The sequence below is a fragment of the Nonomuraea polychroma genome (assembly GCF_004011505.1).
Taxonomy (GTDB): domain Bacteria; phylum Actinomycetota; class Actinomycetes; order Streptosporangiales; family Streptosporangiaceae; genus Nonomuraea; species Nonomuraea polychroma.
Window position 1 is genome coordinate 10,542,477 of the sequence record NZ_SAUN01000001.1, and the last position, 19,173, is coordinate 10,561,649.

Sequence of the window (19,173 nt, forward strand, 5' to 3'; positions counted from 1 at the left end):
ATGGCCCGCCCAGGACGGGTGGTGCTCGCGGGGGCCGTGACGGGACTGCTGCTGTTCGCGTTCGGCAGGGGCATGCAGCAGACCGACTCCACGTCTGTCGCGAACGTCGTACCCGAGAGCATCGACATCCCCTCCATCGACGTCGAAGCCCCGCTGATGAAGCTCGGCCTGGAGAAGAACGGCGACGTCGAGCTGCCGCCGTACGAGAAGCCCAAGGTGGCCGGGTGGTACTCCGGCAGTGCGGTGCCCGGCGAGAAGGGCGCCTCAGTGATCATCGGCCACGTGGACACCAAGACGGCGCCGGCCGTGTTCTACAAGCTCGGGCGGCTACGCAAGGGCGAGACCGTGAAGGTCGAGCGCAGCGACGGCAAGACCGTGACGTACAAGGTGGACTCGATCGAGCAGGTGCACAAGGACAGGTTCCCGACCAGGCGCGTGTACGTCGAGGAGGGGCTCAGGCTGGTGACCTGTGGCGGCAAGTTCGACTATGCCAAGGGCGAATACCTGGACAACATCATCGTCTACGCTTCGCAGGTGTGAGCCATCCTCCTGCGGCCGGTACGCGGGTGCCCTGGCATGAGGTGCACCCGGAGGTGCGCGCGGCCGTCGAAGAGTTCCTGGGCGGGCGTGTGGTCGAGGCGAGCACGCAGCCAGGCGGGTTCTCGCCGGCCGCCGCGGTGCGGCTGCGTACCGAAGGGGGCAGGCGTGCCTTCGTCAAGGCCGTCGGTCCTGAGCCCAATCCCGACACACCGGGGATCTACCGGTCTGAGCTCAAGATCGCCGCTGCTCTGCCCGCGTCCGTGCCCGCACCCCGGCTGCTGACCGGGTTCGAGCTGGCGGGGTGGGTGGTGCTGGTCTTCGAGGACATCGAGGGCGGCCGTCATCCGGAGCTGCCGTGGCGGCGCGATGAGCTCGATCGGGTGCTGGAGGCGGTCGAGAGCATGTCGGCGGCGCTCACGCCCTCGCCGATCGACGCGCCGCGGATCGAGGAGGTCTTCGGGCCGAAGTTCGACGGCTGGCGCAAGCTGACGAAAGAGGACCCCGACGGGCTCGACCCGTGGGCCCTGCGCCACCTAGCCGAGCTGGCCGAGCTGGAGTCCGGGTGGGTCGCGGCCGCGGCGGGCGACAGCCTGGTCCACGCCGACCTGCGGGCGGACAACATCCTGCTCACTGACGACCGGGTCTACATCGTGGACTGGCCATGGGCCTGCTTGGGGCCACCCTGGTTCGATCGGATGGGCATGCTGATCTCGGTGGGCATGCAGGGCGGGCCGCCGCCGCATGAGCTGTTCACCGACCCGGATCAGGCGGTGACGGCGGTCCTCGCCGCACTCACCGGCTTTTTCGTGCGGCAGTCCCGGCAGCCGGACCCACCGGGGATCCCCACGGTCAGAGAGTTCCAGCGAGCCCACGGCGTGATTGCGCTTGATTGGCTGCGGCGACGTACCGGCTGGTCCTGAGATACGGCCGGGTGAGAGCCGACCTGCGGGTAGGCTAAACAGTCGTGCTGGTCCTGGCCTTTGATACCGCGACGCCTGCCGTCACCGCCGCGCTCCACAACGGTGAGCGGGTGCTTGCCGAGTCCACGACGATCGACGCGCGGCGCCACGGCGAGCTGCTCGTGCCCACCATCGAGCGGGTGCTGAGCGAGGCGCGCGCCACGCTGCGCGACGTGACGGCCATCGTGGCGGGCAGCGGCCCCGGCCCCTACACCGGGCTGCGCGTCGGCCTGATGACCGCGCAGGGTCTCGCGACCACGCTGGGCGTGCCCGCGTACGGCATCTGCACGCTCGACGCGGTCGCCTACGGCAGCGGGCTCGAGGAGCCGTTCCTGGTGGCCACCGATGCGCGGCGTAAAGAGGTGTTCTGGGCGCGTTATGCGGACATGCGCACCAGACTCGACGGGCCCTTCGTGGACCGGCCCGCACAGGTGCCGGTGGAGGGATTGCCGGTGGTGGGAGCGGGCGCGGACCTTTATCGCGATGTTCTCGGACAGAGCGACGCGCCCCTCTACCCCTTCGCCGGGGCCCTGGCCGCACTCGCGGCCGAGCGGCTCGCGGACGGCACCCCGCTCGGCCCGCCCCGCCCGATCTACCTGCGCCGGCCCGACGCCGTGGTGCCCGGGGCGCCCAAGAGGGTGACGGCATGAAGCTCAGGCCGATGACCGCGGCCGACCTGCCGGCGGTCATGGCGATCGAGCGGGCCACGTTCCCGCTCGACGCGTGGAGCGAAGGCATGATGCGCGGTGAGCTGGACGACATGCCGCGTTCGCGCCACTATGTGGTGGCGCTGGTCGACGAGGAGATCGTGGGCTACGCCGGGCTCGCCGCCGCGGCCGACCAGGCCGACGTTCAGACGATCGCGGTGCTGGAGAAGCATCAGGGCACCGGCATCGGCAGCGCGATGCTGACCGAGCTGCTGGCCGAGGCGCACCGCAGGGGTGCGCGGGAGGTGTTCCTCGAAGTACGCGCCGACAACCCGCGCGCACAGACCGTTTACCGGCATTTCGGGTTCGAGGAGATCGGCACCCGCCGCCGCTACTACGACGACGGCACCGACGCGATCATGATGAGAAGGAAGCTGGATGGCTGACGAACCACTGGTCCTGGGCATCGAGACGTCCTGCGACGAGACCGGCATCGGCATCGTCAGGGGTCACACGCTGCTGGCCAACACCATCGCCTCCAGCATGGACGAGCACGCCAGGTTCGGCGGCGTGGTGCCCGAGGTCGCCTCCCGCGCCCACCTGGAGGCGATGACGCCGACCGTGGAGGCCGCGCTGGCCGCGGGCGGGCTGAAGTTCTCCGACATCGACGCCATCGCCGTCACCGCAGGGCCTGGGCTCGCCGGCGCGCTGCTGGTCGGGGTCGCGGCGGCCAAGTCCTACGCGCTCGGCCTCGGCGTGCCGCTCTACGGCGTCAACCATTTGGCCGCGCACGTCGCCGTCGATCAGCTGGAGCACGGGCCGCTGCCCAAGCCGTGCGTCGCCCTGCTGGTCTCCGGCGGTCACTCGTCGTTGTTGCTCGTGCCCGACGTGGCCCAGGACGTGATCTCGCTCGGTTCGACGGTGGACGATGCGGCGGGGGAGGCGTTCGACAAGGTAGCGCGGGTGCTCGGGCTGCCGTTCCCCGGCGGTCCGCACATCGACCGGGCCGCCCGAGAGGGCTCCGGCACGGCGATCGCCTTCCCGCGCGGGAAGATCGACGACGGCACGCTCGACTTCTCCTTCTCCGGGCTCAAGACGGCTGTCGCACGCTGGATCGAGGCGCGGGAGAGGGCGGGCGAGTCCATCCACGTGGCCGACGTGGCCGCGTCCTTCCAGGAGGCCGTGGTGGACGTGCTGACCCGCAAGGCGCTGCAGGCCTGCCGGAAGTACGACGTGGCGGACCTGCTGATCGGCGGCGGCGTGGCGGCCAACTCCCGGCTCCGGGCGCTGGCCCAGGAGCGGTGCGACGCGGCCGGGGTGCGGCTGCGGGTGCCCCGTCCGGGCCTGTGCACCGACAACGGGGCCATGGTCGCCGCCCTGGGCTCGAACCTGGTCACAGCCGGTGTCACACCCTCGAGCCTGGAGATCCCCGCCGACTCCTCCCTGCCGATCACCACGGTCCACGTCTGACGCCTGCACCCCCTCACGGGCCGCCACATCGGACGTGTGTCTCCTCACGCCCTCACGCGGTCCCCCTCACCCGCCACGCCCTCACCGCGGTCCCCCTCACCCGCTACGTCCTCGCACGGGCGGGCCTTCACACGGTGGCCCTCACCGTGGCACACCCTTGCCTGGCGCGCTGGGTGCGGACGTGATGGGCGCGGGTGTGTCGGGCGGGCGCGGTGTGCTGGGCTCGGGCGGGGTGATGGCGCCTCAGGCCGGCCTGCCCCGCACCGCGCGCAGGCGCAAGACCAGCGCCACGCCTGCGAGCAGCGAGAACAGGCCCAGAATCCACCAGTCGGACGCCCGCCCGCCCATGGACTGGTCCTGGAGGTGGTTGATCGCGTGGAACGTGTTGGTGAACAGGAAGCCCGCCAGCACGACCGCGATCACGTCACGCCACCACAACGCGGCGAGCATCATCAGCCCGATGCCGATCTGGAACACGCCCGCGTCGTGCAGGAAATGGACGTGATTGGGCCAGCCGGCCCATTCCGCGAAGCTCGCCGGGTCGATCCGCATCCACACACCGGCGGCCAGCATCATGGCCGCTCCCACCACCACCGCAATCGTGACGATCATGCGTCCGTTCTCCTTTCGCCTCCGAGCAACGGACGCTTTCGATCAGGCGGACGTGACAGCTCCGGCTGTGACCTCCCCCACACTCAGTCCTTGGTCCTGCTGGGTCGCAGCAGCGCCTCGGCCAGTGCCAGCATCGTCTCCTCCAAGGCGCTGAGGCGCTTGGTGAGGTCGGTGGCCGCGGGCTCGACGATGCCGGTGACGGTCTCGGCCAGCTCGTCGCGGTCGGGGCGGGACCTGACGAGGTCGGTCAGCGTGTCGGCGGCCGCGGCCAGGCGCGCGGCCTGCTCGCCGGTCTGCGACTGGAGCTCCGAGATGCCCAGGGCCGCGGGCAGCCGGCTCACGCGCTCGCTGACGGCCTCGATCCGGTCGTCCACCGCCTCCAGGTGGGCGCCGGCCTGCTCGGCGCGGGTGGCCAGGCCGTCCATATGGGTGTCGAGGCCGTTGAAGCGGGTGTCGAGCCCGCCCAGGTGGCCGTCGATCGTGTCAAAGCGGCCGCTCAGGTGCTCCTCGGCCTCGACCAGCCGCTCGTCGATCGCGTCCATCTGGCTGTCGAGGCGGTTGAAGCGGCCCTCGTTGCGGGTGGCGGTCTCGCCCAGGCGCTGGTCGGTGGCGGCCACTCGCTCGTCGAGCGCGGTGAAGCGAGTGTCCATGCGTACGTCCAACGCGTCGAAACGGTCGTCGTGCCGGGCCAGGTGGCCGTCCATGGTGCCCAGCCGTTTGTCCACCGCGCCGAGCCGGCTGTCCATGCCCGAGAGCCGCTTGTCGACGCCGCCCATCCTGCCGTCGAGACCGTCGAGCCTGGTGTCGATGTCGGCCAGGCATTCGTCGGCGGACTCCAGCCGGCCGTCGAACCCGGTGAGCCTGGTGTCCAGGCCCACCAGCCTGCCCTCGGCCCGGTCGAGCCTGGCGTCCACGCCGTCCAGCCTGGCCGTCAGACGCTGCTCGCTCTCGCCGAGCTGCACGGCCAGGTGCTGGTCGGTCTCGTCGAGCCGGGTGGTGAGGCGCTGCTCGGCGTCGGCCAGGCGGTCGTGGAGCTGCGCGTCGGCCTCCTTGAGGCGTACGGCGAGGCGCTCGTCCGCCGCGTCGAGGCGTACCGCGAGGCGCTCGTCCGTCTCGTCGAGCCGGGCGGTCAGGTGCCGGTCGGTCTCCTCCAGACGAGCCGTGAGCCGCTGGTCGGCCTCGTCGAGCTTGGTCGTGAGGCGGTGGTCGGTCTCGTCCAGTTTGGCGGTGAGGCGGTGATGGGTGTCGTCGAGCCTGATGGTGAGGCTCTGGTCGGCCTCGTCGAGCCGGGTGATGAGCCTCTGGTCCGTTTCGTCGAGCCGGGTCGTGAGACGCCGGTCCATCTCGCCCATTCGCCCGGTCAGGAGCTCGCTGGTGTCCTCCATGCGGGTCGTCAGGCGCTGCACGACCGTGTCGACCTTGACGGCCATCTGCTCGGTCACGCCGGCCAGGCGCTCGTTGACGTCCTCGGACAGGCCGCCGATCGCGGACTCCACCCGGTCGGTACGGGTGGCCAGCTCGGCCACCGACTTGTCGAGTCTGGTGAATCGGCTGGCGGCGGCTTCCATGCTGGAATTGAGGTTGGCCAGCATCGTGGCGAAATCGGACATGCCCTTGGTGATGCCATCGGTGGTGTTGAGCACGGACTGCAGGCGTTTGAGCGCTTCGTCCACGTTTTCGCCCACGGTGCCCAGGTCGGCCCAGATGCTCGGCAGCTCCGTGACCGGCCCGACGCGGGCGTCCACGTGGCCCACTCGCTCGCCGACCGCGTCGACGTGGTCGCGTACCGCCTCCACGTGCTGTGCCAGGCCCTCCGCCCACATCGGCGGCCTGGCGGCGATGTCCTCCAGCCGGCCGTTGACCGACTCCAGGGTGCCGCTCAGCCCGCCCAGCTCGCGCTCGCGTACTTCGCGCAGCAGCCACTCCATGCCCTCGAGCCGCTGGCGGATCTCGTCGAGCACGGCGCCCTGCGTGCGCTGCTCGTACACGTGGTCTTGGGCGGCGCGCTGGAGCAGGTCACGCATCCTCTCGGAGATAGGGGAGTGGCCTCCTGCCTGAAGAAGGGTGGTGTGGTTGGAATTGTCCACCGAAAGGCTCCTTCGCGTCGCCGACGGTCTGCCGCGCAGCGGTGGGGTAGGTCCGGTTTGCAGATGAAAGAGCGAGAACGCGGGTAACCGCATTAGGGGGAGAACTCCCGCCCGTCCACCTTAGCCTCTCGATCAAGGTCCGTCAGGGCTGAATTGAAAGATCGCGATTAACGGAAGAATGACCGATTTCCCTGTTCAGGCGGGTGGCGAGGTGTCGCAGATGAGGGCATATGGCCTGGCCATGATCCGCGTCAAGATGATTACTGCGGACTTTTCTCCATTGAGACGCAGGTCTGCCCGGAGGCGCTCGATGTCGAGTGCGGAGGCGCGCTTTTTGATGGTGACATTTCCGATTTGTCGTTCACGGAGTGCTGCACGCAGCTTTTTCAGCGAGAACGGCATAATCTCATTGACTTCGTATCTCGCGGCCCACGGGGTGTCCACCGGCTCGTCGGCCGCGATGTACGCGACGAGCGGATCGAGCAGGCGCCCGCCGACCAACTCGGCCACCTCGCCCACGAGATGTGCCCGGATCGCGGCGCCATCGGGTTCGTAGATGTAGCGCCCCATCGCGCCGACCGGCGCCTTGACGTTGGTGGCGGTCATGGTGTGGCCGCCGGGCAGCAGCGTGGCGCGGCGGGTCGGCCCGTCACCGGTCCAGAGGGCGGCCTCTTTGACCTCGCCCTTGTACGAGACCCACTCGGCCTCGGCCTCCGCCGGGATGAACTCGTACGGGATCCCCGGCGCGACCTTGAGACAGGCCCGCTCGGCCCTGGCGACCAGGCCGAGCACCACGGGCCAGGGGGGCGAGTAAGCCAGCGGGTCGAACGTCCTTCCCCGGCTCGTCCGCCGTGCCGGATCGACGAACAGCACGTCGTAGTCCTCCGGACGGACGGCGGCCGCGTCCCCCGCGGTCACCGTCACCCGGTCGGCCAGCCCGAGCGCCTCGGCGTTGGCCCTGGCCACGGCGACGGTCAGAGGGTCGACGTCCACGGCCGTCACCGTGCATCCGGCGCGGGCGAGGGCCACGAAGTCGCCGCCGATGCCGCAGCAGGCGTCTATGACGGCGGCTCCTGCCAGGCGGCCGGCGCGGTGCTCGGCCACCTCCTTGCGCGTGGACTGCTCCAGGCCGTGGGGAGTGAAGTACATCAGCCGGGCGTCGTCGCCGAACTTGGCCTTGCCGCGTGCCCGCAGGCCGGCCTGCGTCAGGGCGGCCGAGGTGAGCGGGGCGTCATACGATTTGCGCAGCTTCGTGGCGGCGGCGACCGGGTCCGCGCCGGCAAGCTCCCCGGCCTCGGCGAGCGCTTGTTGCCCGCGCGGCGTCAGAAGCTCGTTGAACGCGTCAAGGTCCACATCACACGACGTTATCGCCCCGTCAAGCCCCGCCGAGCCACCGCCGAGCCACCGCCGAGCCCACCACACCACCTGCCCGGACGGCCCCACCCCGTTCCAGGCACCTGAGCCCGTCCGGCCCCGGACCGGCACCTGGGCCCGCCTGCTGTGCATCGGGTCCCGAGCCCGCTCGCCGTGCATTCCGAGCGCGGCACCCGTGCCCGGCACCCGTGCCCGGCACCCGTGCCCGGCACCCGTGCCCGGCATCCGAGCCCGGCACCCGAGCCCGCTCTGGCCGGTCCGGCTTCCGCGCTGGGCCGGCGCGACCGCCACACCAGCCGGTGCGCCCGCTGCGATGGGCGGTGGCCGTCGTCGCCGCAGCCGGTGCGTCGCCACCGCTGCGCGGCCGGAGGCGCCCTCCACGGGTGCCCCTACGGAGGCGTGGGGACGCGTCACATGGGGGCGGTGTCGCCCAGGGAGAGGAGGAGCTTGCGGAGGAGGCCGGCCAGGGCGTCGCGGTCGGTGGCGGACAGGCCGGACAGCAGGCGGTCCTCGTGGGCCGCGTGCCGCTCCAGCAGGTCGTTGGCCAGCCGCCGCCCCTCGTCCGTCAGCGTGACCAGCGTCATGCGCCGGTTCCCCGGGGCCGGCCGGCGTTCCACCAGCTCGCGTTCGACCAGGCGGTCCATCCGGTTGGTCAGCGCGCCAGGGCTGATCATGGCGGCCGCGGACACGTCCTTCATGCACATGGTGGCGTCGTCGCCGCTCCTGAGCAGCGTGGTCAGCATGTCGAACTCCCACGCCTCCAGCCCGTGCTCGGCCAGGAACTCCTTGACCCCGCGCTCCAGCAGTCGCGACGCCCGCGTCACCCGGCCGATCACGCCCAGGGGGGACACGTCGACGTCGGGCCGGGTGCAGGCCCACTGCTCCAGCATCGTGTCCACCACGTCGTCCATGTCGGTAATCGTACGACATTGAAATGTTCGACGTCGTGCGTTACGTTCTGCATGGAAATGTTCAATGTCGAAATCTTTGGGGTGGGACAATGAAGGTCCTGGTTGCCGGCGGGACGGGTTACATCGGGGCGGCCGTGGTGGAGCGCCTGGTCGAGCGGGGGCATGAGGTGGTCGCGTTCGTGCGGCCGGCGGCCGGCGGAGCCAGGCGGGTGCCTGCCGCGGCCGAGGAGCGCTACGGGGACCTGGCGGACGCCTCGACCCTGCAGGCCGCGATCAGCGCCGACATCGACGCGATCGTGCACGCGGGTCATCTGACCGGCGAATACGGCACCGACCTGGCGACCATCGCGGCCCTGGCCGGGTCGGGCAAGAAGGTCGTCTATGTGAGCGGCGTGTGGGTGCTCGGCGAGACCGACGGCGCGGACGAGGACAGCCCGGCGCGGCCGATTCCGCTGGTGGCGTACCGGCACGAGGTGGAGCGGCTGGTGCTGGACGGTGGCGGCTCCGTGGTGCGGCCCGGCGTCGTGTACGGGCGCGGCGCCGGCATCCCGGCACTCCTGCGCGTCCAGGCCGCCCAGCGCGGGACCGGCGTGTACGTCCACGCCGGTGGCGAGCCGCCGACGTGGACGTTCGTGCACGTGGACGACCTGGCCGAGCTGATCGTGACCGCGGTGGAGAAGGGCGAGGCGGCCGTCTACCACGGCGTCAGCGAGGAGGCCGTGCCCATGACTGCCGTGGCCGAGGCGGCGGCCAGGTCGGCCGGCGTCAAGGAGACGGCCGAGCCGTGGCCGCTCGAGGAGGCCGCGGACGTGCTCGGGGAGGGCTTCGCGCACGCGCTGTCGATCAGCCAGCGGGTCAGCGCCGCCCGCACCCGCGAGGCCCTCGGCTGGAACCCCGCCCGTCCCGGCGTCGTCGCCGATCTCGCGGAGGGTTCGTACGCCGAATAGGGGGCCTTATCGCTCTGAGCAGACGCGTTCGTGTTGACTGTCAAGCCCCTCTTGCATATGTTTCCTGTTGGCACTCTCCCCTTGAGAGTGCCAACGTGCGACGAGGCAGGTCTGACACCCGCGACGGCAGGCCCCGCTGGTCGCCTCTTCTGATCATTCAAATCTGAAGGGGAGGTCCGATCGTGACGACCGCCACTAAGGTTCCCGTTAAGCCGCTCGGCGACCGCATCGTGGTTCAGCCGCTTGAGGCCGAGCAGACGACCGCGTCCGGCCTTGTTATCCCGGACACCGCCAAGGAGAAGCCGCAGGAGGGCAAGGTCCTCGCTGTGGGCCCTGGCAACTGGGACGAGGACGGCGACAAGCGGATTCCGCTCGACGTCTCGGAGGGCGACATCGTCCTCTACAGCAAGTACGGCGGCACCGAGGTCAAGTACGGCGGCGAGGAGTACCTCGTGCTCTCCGCCCGCGACGTTCTCGCGATCATCGAGAAGTAAGCCGGATGTGTCGAGCCCCGGGCGCTCTTCAGGGCGACCGGGGCTTTCGACGCTAGGAGAGGACTTTCAGCAATGGCGAAGATCCTGGAGTTCGACGAGGACGCCCGCCGCGCGCTTGAGCGCGGCGTCAACGCCCTCGCGGACGCCGTGAAGGTAACCCTCGGCCCGCGTGGCCGCAATGTCGTCATCGACAAGAAGTTCGGTGCGCCGACGATCACGAACGACGGTGTGACCATCGCTCGTGAGATCGAGCTGGAGGAGCGCTACGAAAACCTTGGCGCCCAGCTCGCCAAGGAAGTGGCGACCAAGACCAACGACATCGCGGGTGACGGCACCACCACCGCGACCGTCCTGGCCCAGGCCATGGTCCGCGAGGGCCTGCGCAACGTCGCCGCCGGCGCCTCGCCGCTGTCGCTCAAGCGCGGCATCGACAAGGCCGCCAGGGAGATCAGCGACAAGCTGCTCGCCAGCGCGCGGCCGGTCGAGGACAAGAAGGAGATCGCTAACGTCGCCACGATCTCCGCGCAGGACGCGCAGATCGGCGACCTGATCGCCGAGGCGTTCGACAAGGTGGGCAAGGACGGTGTGCTCACCGTCGAAGAGTCCAACGCCATGGGCATGGAGCTCGAGTTCACCGAGGGCATGCAGTTCGACAAGGGCTACCTGTCGGCCTACATGGTGACCGACCCCGAGCGGATGGAGTCCGTCCTGGAGGACGCCTACATCCTGCTCACCCAGAGCAAGATCTCCTCCATCGCGGACTTCCTGCCGCTGCTGGAGAAGGTCGCCCAGACGAAGAAGCCGCTGCTCGTGGTCGCCGAGGACGTCGAGGGCGAGGCCCTGGCCGTCCTGGTCACCAACAAGATCCGCGGCACGTTCACCTCCGTGGGCGTCAAGGCCCCGGGCTTCGGCGACCGCCGCAAGGCGATGCTGCAGGACATGGCCATCCTCACCGGCGGCCAGGTCGTCAGCGAGGAGGTCGGCCTCAAGCTCGAGCACGTCGGTCTCGAGGTGCTCGGCCAGGCCCGCCGCATCGTGGTGACCAAGGACAACACCACGATCGTGGACGGCGCCGGTGACGCGCAGGCCATCGAGGACCGCGTCAAGGAGATCAGGCTCGCCATCGAGCAGTCCGACTCCGACTGGGACCGCGAGAAGCTGCAGGAGCGCCTGGCCAAGCTCGCCGGCGGTGTGTGCGTGCTGCGTGTCGGCGCCGCCACCGAGGTCGAGCTCAAGGAGAAGAAGCACCGCCTCGAGGACGCGATCTCCGCGACGCGCGCCGCGATCGAGGAGGGCATCGTCTCCGGCGGTGGCTCCGCGCTCATCCACGTCTCCAAGGACCTCGACGACCTCGGTCTGTCGGGCGACGAGGCCACGGGTGTCGGCGTGGTCCGCCGCGCGCTGGTCGAGCCGGCCCGCTGGATCGCCGAGAACGCCGGTCTCGAGGGCTACGTGGTCACCCACAAGATTGCCGAGCTGCAGCCTGGTCACGGCCTCAACGCCGCGACCGGCGAATACGGCAACCTGCTCGACCAGGGCGTCATCGACCCGGTGAAGGTCACGCGGTCCGCCGTGCAGAACGCGGCCTCGATCGCGGGCATGCTGCTCACCACCGAGGTGCTCGTGGTGGACAAGCCCGAGGAGGAGGCCCCGGCCGCCGGCCAGGGCCACGGTCACGGCCACGGCCACTGACCCGTTCGTTCGTCGTACGGCCCGCATCCCCTGGGGTGCGGGCCGTACGGCGTTCTCGTCCAGGTCGGCTCATCGCCCGGCCTCCTGATCCGCCTCCTCGAGATCCGAGAGCTGCTCGGCAAGGAACACCCGCTCAGCCTCGTTCGTGGCGAGCTCCATGGCCTGCCGGTAGGCGGCCGAGGCCGCACGCGCCCGGCCGAGGCGCCGCAGCAGGTCCGCCTTGATCGCCGGAAGATACTGGTATCCGGCGAGCCGTTCGTCCTTCTCCAGTTCCTCGACGTCCGCCAGCGCCCGTGCCGGGCCGGAGACGCGGGCCAGGGCCACCGTGCGGTTCAGCGCCACCACCGGGGACGGCCACACCTTCAGCAACGCGTCGTACAGGGTCACGATCTGCGGCCAGTCCGTCTGGTCGTAGGCCGGCGCCTCGGCGTACAGGGACGCGATCGCGGCCTGCAGCACGTAGCGCCCCGGCCGCCCGCCACGCAGGCCGCCCACGATCAGGTCGTGCGCCTCGCCGATCGCCGCCCGGTCCCATCGCGACCGATCCTGATCCTCCAGCCGCAGCAACCGCCCGCGGGAGTCGACCCTGGTGGCCCGCCGGGCGTCGGTGACCAGCAAGAGGGCCAGCAGCCCCCACACCTCCCGCTCGTCGGGCATCAGCTCGCGCAGCATGCGGGCGAGGTGCAGCGCCTGGTCCATCAGGTCCGTACGCATCAGCGACGTGCCCGAAGGCGCGGTGTACCCGGTGGTGAAGAGCAGATGGATCACACCGAGCACCCCGCGTAGCCGGTCCGGCAGCGCCGCCGCACCCGGCACCCGGTACGGGATCCTGGCAGTCGAGATCTTCTTCTTCGCCCGGGTCAGCCGGGCGGCCATCGTCGTCTCCGGCACCAGGAACGCGCGGGCGATGTCCACGGTGGGCACTCCGCACACCAGCCTGAGGGTGAGCGCCAGCTGTGCTTCTTGCGCCAGCGCCGGATGGCAGCACATGAAGATCAGGCGTAGCCGCTCGTCCGGCACCGCGTCCTCGGGTTCGTCCATGTCACCCTCGTCCGCCGGCTCCTCCGGCTCGGGCTCGATCAGCAGCGGCAGCTTGGAGCGGAACACCCTCTCCCGCCGTACCGCGTCCATGGCGCGACGCCTGGCCGTGGTGGTGAGCCAGGCCGCCGGGTTGTCAGGGATGCCGTCGCGCGCCCAGCTGGTCAGGGCCGCGGCGTACGCCTCCTGCACGCACTCCTCGGCCAGGTCGAGATCCCCGGCCACGCGCGCCGTCGACGCCAGGACCAGGGCCCAGCGGCGGCGGTGCGCATCCACGACCGCGGCTTCGACGTCCGTCATCCCCGGACGAACCCGCTCGCCACGGGCCGTACCTCGACGCCGCCGCCCAGTTGGGTGATGGGATTGCGGCGGGCCATTTCCAAAGCGGCGTCCAGGTCAGGAGCCTCGATCACGCAGAAGCCCGCGACGACCTCCTTGGCATCGACGAAAGGCCCGTCCGTGACGGCGTCGCCGCGGATGGAGGTGGCGGTGGTGCTGGGCTGGAGCGCGAACGCCGTGAGCATGGCGTCGCCCAGCTCGTCGGCGTGCCGCTGGTGCGCCTCCCGCTCCTGCGGGGTCAGATCGTCGGCGTCGGCGGGGGCCTGTGCGTACAGGAGGATCGCGTACTGGGCCATGAGGTTCTCCCGTTCGGTGGTGAACTCGTCTCCTACACCCTTATGTCGGACGGCCGGCCGGAATTCGACAGGACTACGCCGAAAGGATTGTCAATGATGTACCGCCAGCGCCCGTCCGGCCCGCGACGGGCCACGTCGGTGGCGGTGCCCTCGATGCGTACCGGCCGCCCGTCGCGATCCGTGCCCTCGATGAGCCAGTCCACGATGAGCAGCGCGATGTCGGCTGTGGCGTAGACGTGCCGGGGCCGGACGCTGATCGGCACCCCGAGACCCACGAACCGCCCGTTGGCCGCCTGAGCCTCCGCCCCGGTCAGCGGAGTGCCCGGCTCGGGCACGAACACGGCTCCGCTCTCGTACACCTCGGCCACCGCCGCCGGATCGCCGCTGTTGAACCTCTCCGCGAACACCAGCGGCACATCCTCCGGCCGCTCGGCAAGCTCCCGCATCCTCAACGCACGCCCTTCCAGAAGGTAGAAGTAGGGGGACGCGGCAACGCTAGGAGGCGCCTTCGTGACTCACCAAACGGTTGGTCACCGTCACACGACCCGCCCGGGACTGCCCGACGACCCGCGCGCGGCCGTCACCGAGCCCACCCCGTCCTGTCCGGTCGAGATCACCCTCGCCGCCCTGCGCGGCCGCTGGACGACCCTGGTGATCCGCGAGCTCCTGCAGGGCGACCGCACCTTCACCGAGCTCCGCCAGGCGCTGCCCGTGCTGTCGGACAAGGTCCTGTCCGATCGGCTGGCTCATCTCACCGAGGCGGGCGTCGTGGACCGGCGCCGCGAGCCCGGCTGGCCGTCCCGCACCCACTACAGGCTGACGCCGCAGGGCCGCCGCCTCGGCCCCGTCCTCCAGGCCCTCTGGGACTGGGGGGCCACGACGGCCCTTTGAGGAGGGCGCAACTCGTACGCTGGTCGCGAGCCGAACGTGAGGAGGGGGCGCACGATGCAGTACCGGCGGGCGGTAGAGAGAGTGCGCATGCTCGCCGAGGCGTGCGACCAGACCAGGCGCGTGCCGGCGGCGCAGCCGTTTCTGCGTGAGGCGTATGTCTTCGGCGACCTGCTGGAGGGCGCCGATCCCATTGATCACATCGAGGCCGTCTTCGTGCTGAACCTGCCGCCGGAGGAGGTGACCTGGGGATCCCAGCCGCCCGGCACCGCGTGGCTGGTCGACTTCCTGGAGCTGGACAAGGGTGGCGTCGCCTACTACTGGCGGTCCTTCCGCGATCCGGTGTGGAACCACGTCATCCGGGGTCCGGTCCGGTTCTGGTCCCTGGACGGGCCCGACAAAGGTGTGCTCGACGCGCTGGGCGAGCGTCGCCTCGATCGGCTGCGCCGGGTGACGGCCGGTGCCGAGGAGGAGCGGACGCAGGTCGCCGGCGAGTTGGAAGCGGCTCTCGAGCACCTGCGTGTCGTTCATCGCTCGTACTGGGAGCGGCGGTGGCGGCGAGAGCACCGGGGGATCGGCCGGCAGCCTGAGCATCACCTGTGGGAGGCCGTTCAGGGATACCTGGAGCTGCTCGAGGCCCGCGGCGAGTGACCTCGTAAGCCCGCCACCCCAGCACCCCGCCGAATCGGGCATGGATGGGACACGTGCCGATTCGGGCAGCAGATCATGCCGATGGTGGCGAACCGGCCACCCTGCAGCCATTCGCCCCACTGGACGTCCACACCGCGCCGCAGCAGGTCCCTGGCGGCCGCCAGACGGTCCTCCAGGGGGACGCGGTCGGGTGTGTGGAGCACGTCCCGGATCTCGCCGTACGCGGCCGTGAGCCAGCCGATCGCCGCTTCGACATCGTCGAAGCTGGCCGCGATCCGGGAGGCGGGCTTGGCCAGCCAATCGCCCGTTCGCATCGGCGGCAGGGCGGAGGCCCGGAAGTCGGGCGAGTCCGGCCGCCTGTCGGCTTCGTTCTCGCGCTCGACTCCGGCGCCCGTCCACTGGTAGGCGTGCCAATGCATGATGATCAGCGCCTCCCGCGGAGTGCTGCGGCGGTCCTCGCGTGCTGGGACCGCCGCCTGTCGTGGCCGCCGGGACGCCTGTCTTCACGTCCCTTCCCGCTGATTCCCGCCACGCGGCGATCGGAACGGCGCGGCGAGCCCGGACGGCTCATCGGTCGAAACCGGTTGCTGCCGGGCTCCGCCGGCCGGGATGATCGACGAGTGTCGTGGAGCTCTCTGGACCGGGCGCGACGGATGTGGGCGAGCCTGGCTCGGGTCCCTGTCACGTTCCCCAGGCGTGGTGGCGTGGAGGTCGTGGTCGCGCCCGAGTCGCTGTTGTGCCCGCCGGGATGGGCAGGCGTGGTCGCGCTCGACGAGGCGGTCCTGGCCACCGTGCCCCATGCCGGGCTGATCGGGCCGTTGCGGAACGCTCTGGTCCGCCAGGTGACGGAAATCGGTGTCGATCTCGGCCGGCTGCCATCTCAGCTGCCCGTGGCGGAGGTGCTGGGCCCGGCGACGCTGGCGTACTTGGACGCCGAGGACTTCGTCGCCGCCGGCCACGCCGGAGTCGCGAGCGTGCCTGCGGATCACCATGACGTCCGCGAGCTGGTGGCGTCGGTGCCGAAGGAGGACGCGGAGGAGAGCGGTCTGGACGAGATCACGTCGGCCGCCTTCGTGATCCGCGGCGCGGGACAGGACGTGGTCGCCGTCGCCGGCTACCGCTCGTGGGTGGATGTGGCGGCACATCTGTCCGTCCTGACCGCGCCGCGGCATCGCGGCCGGGGACTGGCTCGGCAGGTGGCCTCCACGGCCGTCGCGGACGCGCTGGCGGGCGGCCTCTTGCCCCAGTGGAGGGCGCGCCCTGAGGCGTCGCGACGCGTCGCGCGAGCGCTCGGGTTCCGGGAGTGGGGCTCGCAGCTCAGCCTCCGGCTCCAGAGGTGAGCATCAGGACATGGGGATAAGTGGGGGAAAAGGTGGATTATTGGAGTAAACCGGGAGCGGGTGATAAGCGTCTGCGGTCTGACAATTGTCACGCATTTCGGGTTGTCGGGTGAAATATTATGTCGGGCGATAAGGCTTAGTGTGGCCGGTTGATTACTGTTCGTTATCGTCGCTTCAATGTGACCAATCCGTAGCCGTTCGCCATGACGACAGGCCGGATCAACGCGGGCATCATGCCTATCGTGAGCGAGGGAAGCGTCGCCGACGCCAAAATTGGGGTAAGGCTCGCGTCGAGACTTCCGGCACGGACGGATGACTCCGACCTTAGGGAACTGACGAGCCTCGCCGTACAGGGGGATCGCACCGCGATCGAATCCCTGCTCGGCGAGTTGCGTCCGATGGTGGTGCGGTATTGCCGCGCCAGGCTGGGCAGGGTTTCGGGGCAATATCACATTGCCGACGACGTTGCCCAGGAGGTGTGCATCGCGGTGTTGTCCGCGCTGCCGCGGTACCGGGACATGGGGCGGCCTTTCGCGTCCTTCGTCTTCGGGATCGCCTCGCACAAGGTGGCCGATGCGCTGCGCAGCTCGGTCCGGTCGGCCGTGCCGACCCAGGATCTGCCGGACGGCCCGGACGAGGGGCCCGGGCCGGAGGAGACCGTGGTCCGCTACATCGAGGTCGAGCACGCGCGCAGGCTGCTGGCCCGGCTGCCCGACAATCAGCGGGAATTGTTGCTCTTGCGGGTGGTCTCGGGGCTGTCCGCGGAGGAGACCGGTAATGTACTCGGTATGTCACCAGGTGCGGTCCGCGTCGCCCAGCATCGGGCGCTGGCCAGGTTGCGGCAGATGGCCGAGCTGGAGTCGGCTTGACGTCAGAGGAAGAGACCGACGCGCTGCTCGATGCGCTCGGTCGTGGTGAGGACCCTGCGAAGGGCCGTCAGAGCTCGATCCACCGAGGCGATCCCGCTGTGCGGTTGCTGGCCGCTCTCGTCAGCGACGTCCTCGATGGCGACGATGATGGCTGCCGGCATTCCTCTCTGTTCGGTGGCGGTGGCGGGTTGAGCTCGTCCACGATCCGCGACGGCGGCCGGTCGGGCTCATCCGAGCTCGATGGTGTCGGTCAGCGGCGTTCCTCCGTGTCGATGACGCCGTCGACATAGCCCCTGGCGTACTCCCAGGTGACGTAGTCGGCCGGGTCGGGGTGAAAGGCCGGCTCGTGGACCTGAGGCTGACCTTTCTCGATCATTTGTCGTAGGTTGCCGCGCAGCAGCTCCCAGTCGAAGAAGTGCTGCTCGCCGCATTCCGGGCAGTCGAGTACGAGACCCAGCACCCCCTGTGGTTCGAGCAGGGAGCGGAAGACCTCGACGTCGGCGAGGTCCGTGATGGCCTCGTCACGCTCTTGCGCGGTGAGTGGCTCCGCGTCGTCGAGCGCGCCCATCGCCGAGGAAGGGTCGTTCGGGTCGTCCGCGAACGGGTCGCGGGGGACGTCTTCCAGCACCTTCCCACCATATGACCGATGCGGCCCGAGCGGAGAGTATTAGCTCAGCCATCCGCGCCGGGTGGCCTCCACACCTGCGTGGAAGCGTGACTGCGTGCCCAGCTCGGCCATGGCGTCGGCGAACCTGGCGCGTACCGTCCTGACCGACACGCCCAGCTGGCGGGCGATCGACTCGTCGCACATGCCCTGCGCCGCCAGGCGCAGGACCTGCACCATCCCGTCGCCTCTGCGGCCCCAGGGGAGGGGCACGGCCCGGGCCCACAGCTCGTCGAAGAGGGTGCGGAGCACGCCGACCACGATCGGCGTGCGGACGAGATAGAAGTTGTAGGCGTGGTCGGGCAGGTTGCCGCCCCAGAACGCGGGCAGGCCCGCGACCTCCGGTCCGGCGGTCATGAACCAGCTCGGCACGCGGCGCAGCGTGCGTACCTTGCCGCCGGTCTCGGTGAGCTCGGTCAGCTGGTCGCGAACGCCGGGCAGCGTGAGGGTCGCGACAGGGATGACAGCGCGAACCGTAAGAAGTTTTCGTTTCTGCGCATCTATCCATGGGTCTGCAAATTTACGGACAAAGTCAGTCATGGTGCGCTCATCCGGAATAGCGGTCAGCAATTCCATACCGGGCGACTGCACGGCGATGCCGACCACGCTTTCGTAGAGCACATCCGCACCGCTTGCCATTTCGACCATGAACGGGCCGCTCTGGTAGTCCCGGCCGGCGTCGTAATCGCGGATCAAGGTGCGGATCGAGCCGAGCGCCGAGTCGATCATGCGGCTCTCCTCGGCCAGCCGGTCCAGGCGCTCGGCGATCACCCGGCCCAGGGCGGCCGCCGGGTGCCTGGCCAGGTACTCGCCCGATTGTTCGTCGACCACCCCCAGCTTGACGAGGGCGTCGAGCTGGCGGCCGACCTTCTCCACCGGCCCGTCCATGGCCTGTGCGAGATCCGTACGCGTCGCTCGGTGCAGCCGCAGGATGGCGGTGTAGAGCGCGCGCTGGGCGGGGTCGAGGCCCAGCGTCTCGAAGGCGTCTGACCCGATGCGGTACTCGTTGCGCATTATGTGCGGCTCCGGTGGGGGGTTCACGAGCGTGCCGCGAGAATAACGCCGCATTCCTCTCGTGTCCCCTTCTTGCATCGACTCGCCGCCCGCGTGATGCAACTTCGTGCAATTGCACGTTTTCACCTTGCGATGTGCCGTTCTGTAACGCAAGATTTACGCAGCGTCGGCATCCTTGAGAGACAGTGGTCGCGCCGCTCATCAGAACGCGGAGGGGGGTTCGGTGGGTGCGTCGCGCCACCACACCGGATGCCGGTGGCCGGGGGATGGGACGGATCACCGACCGTCCCATCCCCTGGCACTTTCGATGCCGGGAGTACGACGGACCGTGGGGGTCATCG

General features: G+C 70.0%; 23 protein-coding genes. 12 read left to right on the forward strand and 11 right to left on the reverse strand.

All coding sequences use genetic code 11. From position 1 onward, the window contains the following. The 5 genes from EDD27_RS49290 to tsaD are packed head-to-tail and all read left to right on the forward strand — an operon-like array spanning position 1 to position 3,616. Entirely contained in the window at positions 1-540 is a 540-nt protein-coding gene (locus EDD27_RS49290; RefSeq protein WP_241564653.1) for a class F sortase, read from the forward strand. Further along, on the forward strand, positions 537-1,460 hold the full coding sequence (locus tag EDD27_RS49295) for an aminoglycoside phosphotransferase family protein (protein ID WP_127939623.1): 924 nt from the start codon (positions 537-539) through the stop codon (positions 1,458-1,460). Before EDD27_RS49290 ends, EDD27_RS49295 begins: the two co-directional genes overlap by 4 nt. A gap of 44 nt (positions 1,461-1,504) precedes the next feature. Then, complete coding sequence (gene tsaB, locus EDD27_RS49300; RefSeq protein ID WP_127939624.1) at positions 1,505-2,149, forward strand: tRNA (adenosine(37)-N6)-threonylcarbamoyltransferase complex dimerization subunit type 1 TsaB; 645 nt, start codon at positions 1,505-1,507, stop codon at positions 2,147-2,149. Further along, on the forward strand, positions 2,146-2,592 hold the full coding sequence (rimI, locus tag EDD27_RS49305; protein WP_164904135.1) for a ribosomal protein S18-alanine N-acetyltransferase: 447 nt from the start codon (positions 2,146-2,148) through the stop codon (positions 2,590-2,592). The genes tsaB and rimI overlap by 4 nt, the downstream gene beginning before the upstream one ends. Beyond that, on the forward strand, positions 2,585-3,616 hold the full coding sequence (tsaD, locus tag EDD27_RS49310; protein ID WP_127939625.1) for a tRNA (adenosine(37)-N6)-threonylcarbamoyltransferase complex transferase subunit TsaD: 1,032 nt from the start codon (positions 2,585-2,587) through the stop codon (positions 3,614-3,616). The genes rimI and tsaD overlap by 8 nt, the downstream gene beginning before the upstream one ends. 243 nt (positions 3,617-3,859) lie before the next feature. Here the strand turns inward: tsaD and EDD27_RS49315 are convergent, their stop codons facing one another. From EDD27_RS49315 to EDD27_RS49330, 4 genes are all read right to left on the reverse strand, one after another. Continuing rightward, a complete protein-coding gene (locus tag EDD27_RS49315) occupies positions 3,860-4,228 on the reverse strand; it encodes a hypothetical protein (RefSeq protein ID WP_127939626.1) in 369 nt (122 codons plus the stop codon). 83 nt (positions 4,229-4,311) lie between these two features. Continuing rightward, positions 4,312-6,252 (reverse strand): apolipoprotein A1/A4/E domain-containing protein, encoded by a 1,941-nt coding sequence (locus EDD27_RS49320; protein WP_127939627.1) that lies wholly within the window; start codon positions 6,250-6,252, stop codon positions 4,312-4,314. Positions 6,253-6,510: 258 nt separating this feature from the next. After that, positions 6,511-7,668 (reverse strand): THUMP-like domain-containing protein, encoded by a 1,158-nt coding sequence (locus EDD27_RS49325; RefSeq protein ID WP_127939628.1) that lies wholly within the window; start codon positions 7,666-7,668, stop codon positions 6,511-6,513. Positions 7,669-8,099: 431 nt separating this feature from the next. Next, positions 8,100-8,600, reverse strand: a complete 501-nt coding sequence (locus tag EDD27_RS49330) for a MarR family winged helix-turn-helix transcriptional regulator (protein WP_127939629.1) — start codon at positions 8,598-8,600, stop codon at positions 8,100-8,102. 89 nt (positions 8,601-8,689) lie between these two features. Here EDD27_RS49330 and EDD27_RS49335 point away from each other — a divergent pair, with 89 nt between their 5' ends. The 3 genes from EDD27_RS49335 to groL all read left to right on the forward strand — a co-directional run bounded on the left by EDD27_RS49335 (position 8,690) and on the right by groL (position 11,733). Next, complete coding sequence (locus tag EDD27_RS49335) at positions 8,690-9,547, forward strand: NAD-dependent epimerase/dehydratase family protein (RefSeq protein WP_164904136.1); 858 nt, start codon at positions 8,690-8,692, stop codon at positions 9,545-9,547. 182 nt (positions 9,548-9,729) lie between these two features. Continuing rightward, complete coding sequence (gene groES, locus EDD27_RS49340; protein ID WP_043623565.1) at positions 9,730-10,041, forward strand: co-chaperone GroES; 312 nt, start codon at positions 9,730-9,732, stop codon at positions 10,039-10,041. Between the two features lie 72 nt (positions 10,042-10,113). Further along, complete coding sequence (gene groL / locus EDD27_RS49345; protein ID WP_127939631.1) at positions 10,114-11,733, forward strand: chaperonin GroEL; 1,620 nt, start codon at positions 10,114-10,116, stop codon at positions 11,731-11,733. Positions 11,734-11,802: 69 nt separating this feature from the next. On the opposite strand, the gene EDD27_RS49350 is transcribed toward groL, so the two are convergent. Genes EDD27_RS49350 through EDD27_RS49360 form a run of 3 tightly spaced genes read right to left on the reverse strand, consistent with a single transcriptional unit; the run spans position 11,803 to position 13,852 of the window. Further along, positions 11,803-13,071: an RNA polymerase sigma factor gene (locus EDD27_RS49350; protein ID WP_127939632.1), complete on the reverse strand. Its 1,269-nt coding sequence runs from the start codon at positions 13,069-13,071 to the stop codon at positions 11,803-11,805. Beyond that, positions 13,068-13,406, reverse strand: a complete 339-nt coding sequence (locus EDD27_RS49355; protein ID WP_127939633.1) for a YciI family protein — start codon at positions 13,404-13,406, stop codon at positions 13,068-13,070. The genes EDD27_RS49350 and EDD27_RS49355 overlap by 4 nt, the downstream gene beginning before the upstream one ends. A gap of 32 nt (positions 13,407-13,438) precedes the next feature. Beyond that, complete coding sequence (locus EDD27_RS49360) at positions 13,439-13,852, reverse strand: YybH family protein (RefSeq protein ID WP_127939634.1); 414 nt, start codon at positions 13,850-13,852, stop codon at positions 13,439-13,441. 64 nt (positions 13,853-13,916) lie between these two features. On the opposite strand from EDD27_RS49360, the gene EDD27_RS49365 reads away from it, so the two are divergent. Further along, positions 13,917-14,297, forward strand: coding sequence for a winged helix-turn-helix transcriptional regulator (locus EDD27_RS49365; protein ID WP_127939635.1), 381 nt, complete (start codon positions 13,917-13,919; stop codon positions 14,295-14,297). 54 nt (positions 14,298-14,351) lie between these two features. Then, positions 14,352-14,945 carry a DUF7711 family protein gene (locus tag EDD27_RS49370; RefSeq protein ID WP_127939636.1) on the forward strand — a complete coding sequence of 198 codons (594 nt, stop codon included), beginning with the start codon at positions 14,352-14,354 and terminating at the stop codon, positions 14,943-14,945. Here EDD27_RS49370 and EDD27_RS49375 read toward each other — a convergent pair. After that, positions 14,906-15,364: a hypothetical protein gene (locus tag EDD27_RS49375; protein WP_127939637.1), complete on the reverse strand. Its 459-nt coding sequence runs from the start codon at positions 15,362-15,364 to the stop codon at positions 14,906-14,908. The two genes, EDD27_RS49370 and EDD27_RS49375, sit on opposite strands and share 40 nt — an antisense overlap. 201 nt (positions 15,365-15,565) lie before the next feature. Here EDD27_RS49375 and EDD27_RS49380 point away from each other — a divergent pair, with 201 nt between their 5' ends. Together EDD27_RS49380 and EDD27_RS49385 are read left to right on the forward strand one after the other, a co-directional pair. Beyond that, entirely contained in the window at positions 15,566-16,285 is a 720-nt protein-coding gene (locus EDD27_RS49380) for a GNAT family N-acetyltransferase (protein ID WP_206642005.1), read from the forward strand. A gap of 233 nt (positions 16,286-16,518) precedes the next feature. Beyond that, entirely contained in the window at positions 16,519-17,154 is a 636-nt protein-coding gene (locus EDD27_RS49385) for a sigma-70 family RNA polymerase sigma factor (protein WP_127941458.1), read from the forward strand. Positions 17,155-17,156: 2 nt separating this feature from the next. Here EDD27_RS49385 and EDD27_RS55140 read toward each other — a convergent pair whose 3' ends face one another. The 3 genes from EDD27_RS55140 to EDD27_RS49395 all read right to left on the reverse strand — a co-directional run bounded on the left by EDD27_RS55140 (position 17,157) and on the right by EDD27_RS49395 (position 18,832). Then, a complete protein-coding gene (locus EDD27_RS55140; RefSeq protein WP_164904137.1) occupies positions 17,157-17,315 on the reverse strand; it encodes a hypothetical protein in 159 nt (52 codons plus the stop codon). Positions 17,316-17,404: 89 nt separating this feature from the next. Then, positions 17,405-17,782, reverse strand: coding sequence for a DUF5319 domain-containing protein (locus EDD27_RS49390; RefSeq protein WP_127939638.1), 378 nt, complete (start codon positions 17,780-17,782; stop codon positions 17,405-17,407). A 39-nt stretch (positions 17,783-17,821) separates the two neighbouring features. Next, a complete protein-coding gene (locus EDD27_RS49395; protein ID WP_127939639.1) occupies positions 17,822-18,832 on the reverse strand; it encodes a helix-turn-helix transcriptional regulator in 1,011 nt (336 codons plus the stop codon). Positions 18,833-19,173 lie beyond the last annotated feature (341 nt).

Excerpts from the sequence above, each read along its gene's own strand:
- EDD27_RS49290 (WP_241564653.1), top strand. The coding sequence starts at position 1 with ATGGCCCGCCCAGGACGGGTGGTGCTCGCGGGGGCCGTGACGGGACTG.
- rimI (WP_164904135.1), top strand. The coding sequence starts at position 2,146 with ATGAAGCTCAGGCCGATGACCGCGGCCGACCTGCCGGCGGTCATGGCG.
- tsaD (WP_127939625.1), top strand. The coding sequence starts at position 2,585 with ATGGCTGACGAACCACTGGTCCTGGGCATCGAGACGTCCTGCGACGAG.
- EDD27_RS49315 (WP_127939626.1), bottom strand. The coding sequence starts at position 4,228 with ATGATCGTCACGATTGCGGTGGTGGTGGGAGCGGCCATGATGCTGGCC.
- EDD27_RS49320 (WP_127939627.1), bottom strand. The coding sequence starts at position 6,252 with ATGCGTGACCTGCTCCAGCGCGCCGCCCAAGACCACGTGTACGAGCAG.
- EDD27_RS49330 (WP_127939629.1), bottom strand. The coding sequence starts at position 8,600 with ATGGACGACGTGGTGGACACGATGCTGGAGCAGTGGGCCTGCACCCGG.
- EDD27_RS49335 (WP_164904136.1), top strand. The coding sequence starts at position 8,690 with ATGAAGGTCCTGGTTGCCGGCGGGACGGGTTACATCGGGGCGGCCGTG.
- groL (WP_127939631.1), top strand. The coding sequence starts at position 10,114 with ATGGCGAAGATCCTGGAGTTCGACGAGGACGCCCGCCGCGCGCTTGAG.
- EDD27_RS49350 (WP_127939632.1), bottom strand. The coding sequence starts at position 13,071 with ATGACGGACGTCGAAGCCGCGGTCGTGGATGCGCACCGCCGCCGCTGG.
- EDD27_RS49355 (WP_127939633.1), bottom strand. The coding sequence starts at position 13,406 with ATGGCCCAGTACGCGATCCTCCTGTACGCACAGGCCCCCGCCGACGCC.
- EDD27_RS49360 (WP_127939634.1), bottom strand. The coding sequence starts at position 13,852 with ATGCGGGAGCTTGCCGAGCGGCCGGAGGATGTGCCGCTGGTGTTCGCG.
- EDD27_RS49370 (WP_127939636.1), top strand. The coding sequence starts at position 14,352 with ATGCAGTACCGGCGGGCGGTAGAGAGAGTGCGCATGCTCGCCGAGGCG.
- EDD27_RS49375 (WP_127939637.1), bottom strand. The coding sequence starts at position 15,364 with ATGCATTGGCACGCCTACCAGTGGACGGGCGCCGGAGTCGAGCGCGAG.
- EDD27_RS49385 (WP_127941458.1), top strand. The coding sequence starts at position 16,519 with ATGCCTATCGTGAGCGAGGGAAGCGTCGCCGACGCCAAAATTGGGGTA.
- EDD27_RS55140 (WP_164904137.1), bottom strand. The coding sequence starts at position 17,315 with ATGCCGGCAGCCATCATCGTCGCCATCGAGGACGTCGCTGACGAGAGC.
- EDD27_RS49395 (WP_127939639.1), bottom strand. The coding sequence starts at position 18,832 with ATGCGCAACGAGTACCGCATCGGGTCAGACGCCTTCGAGACGCTGGGC.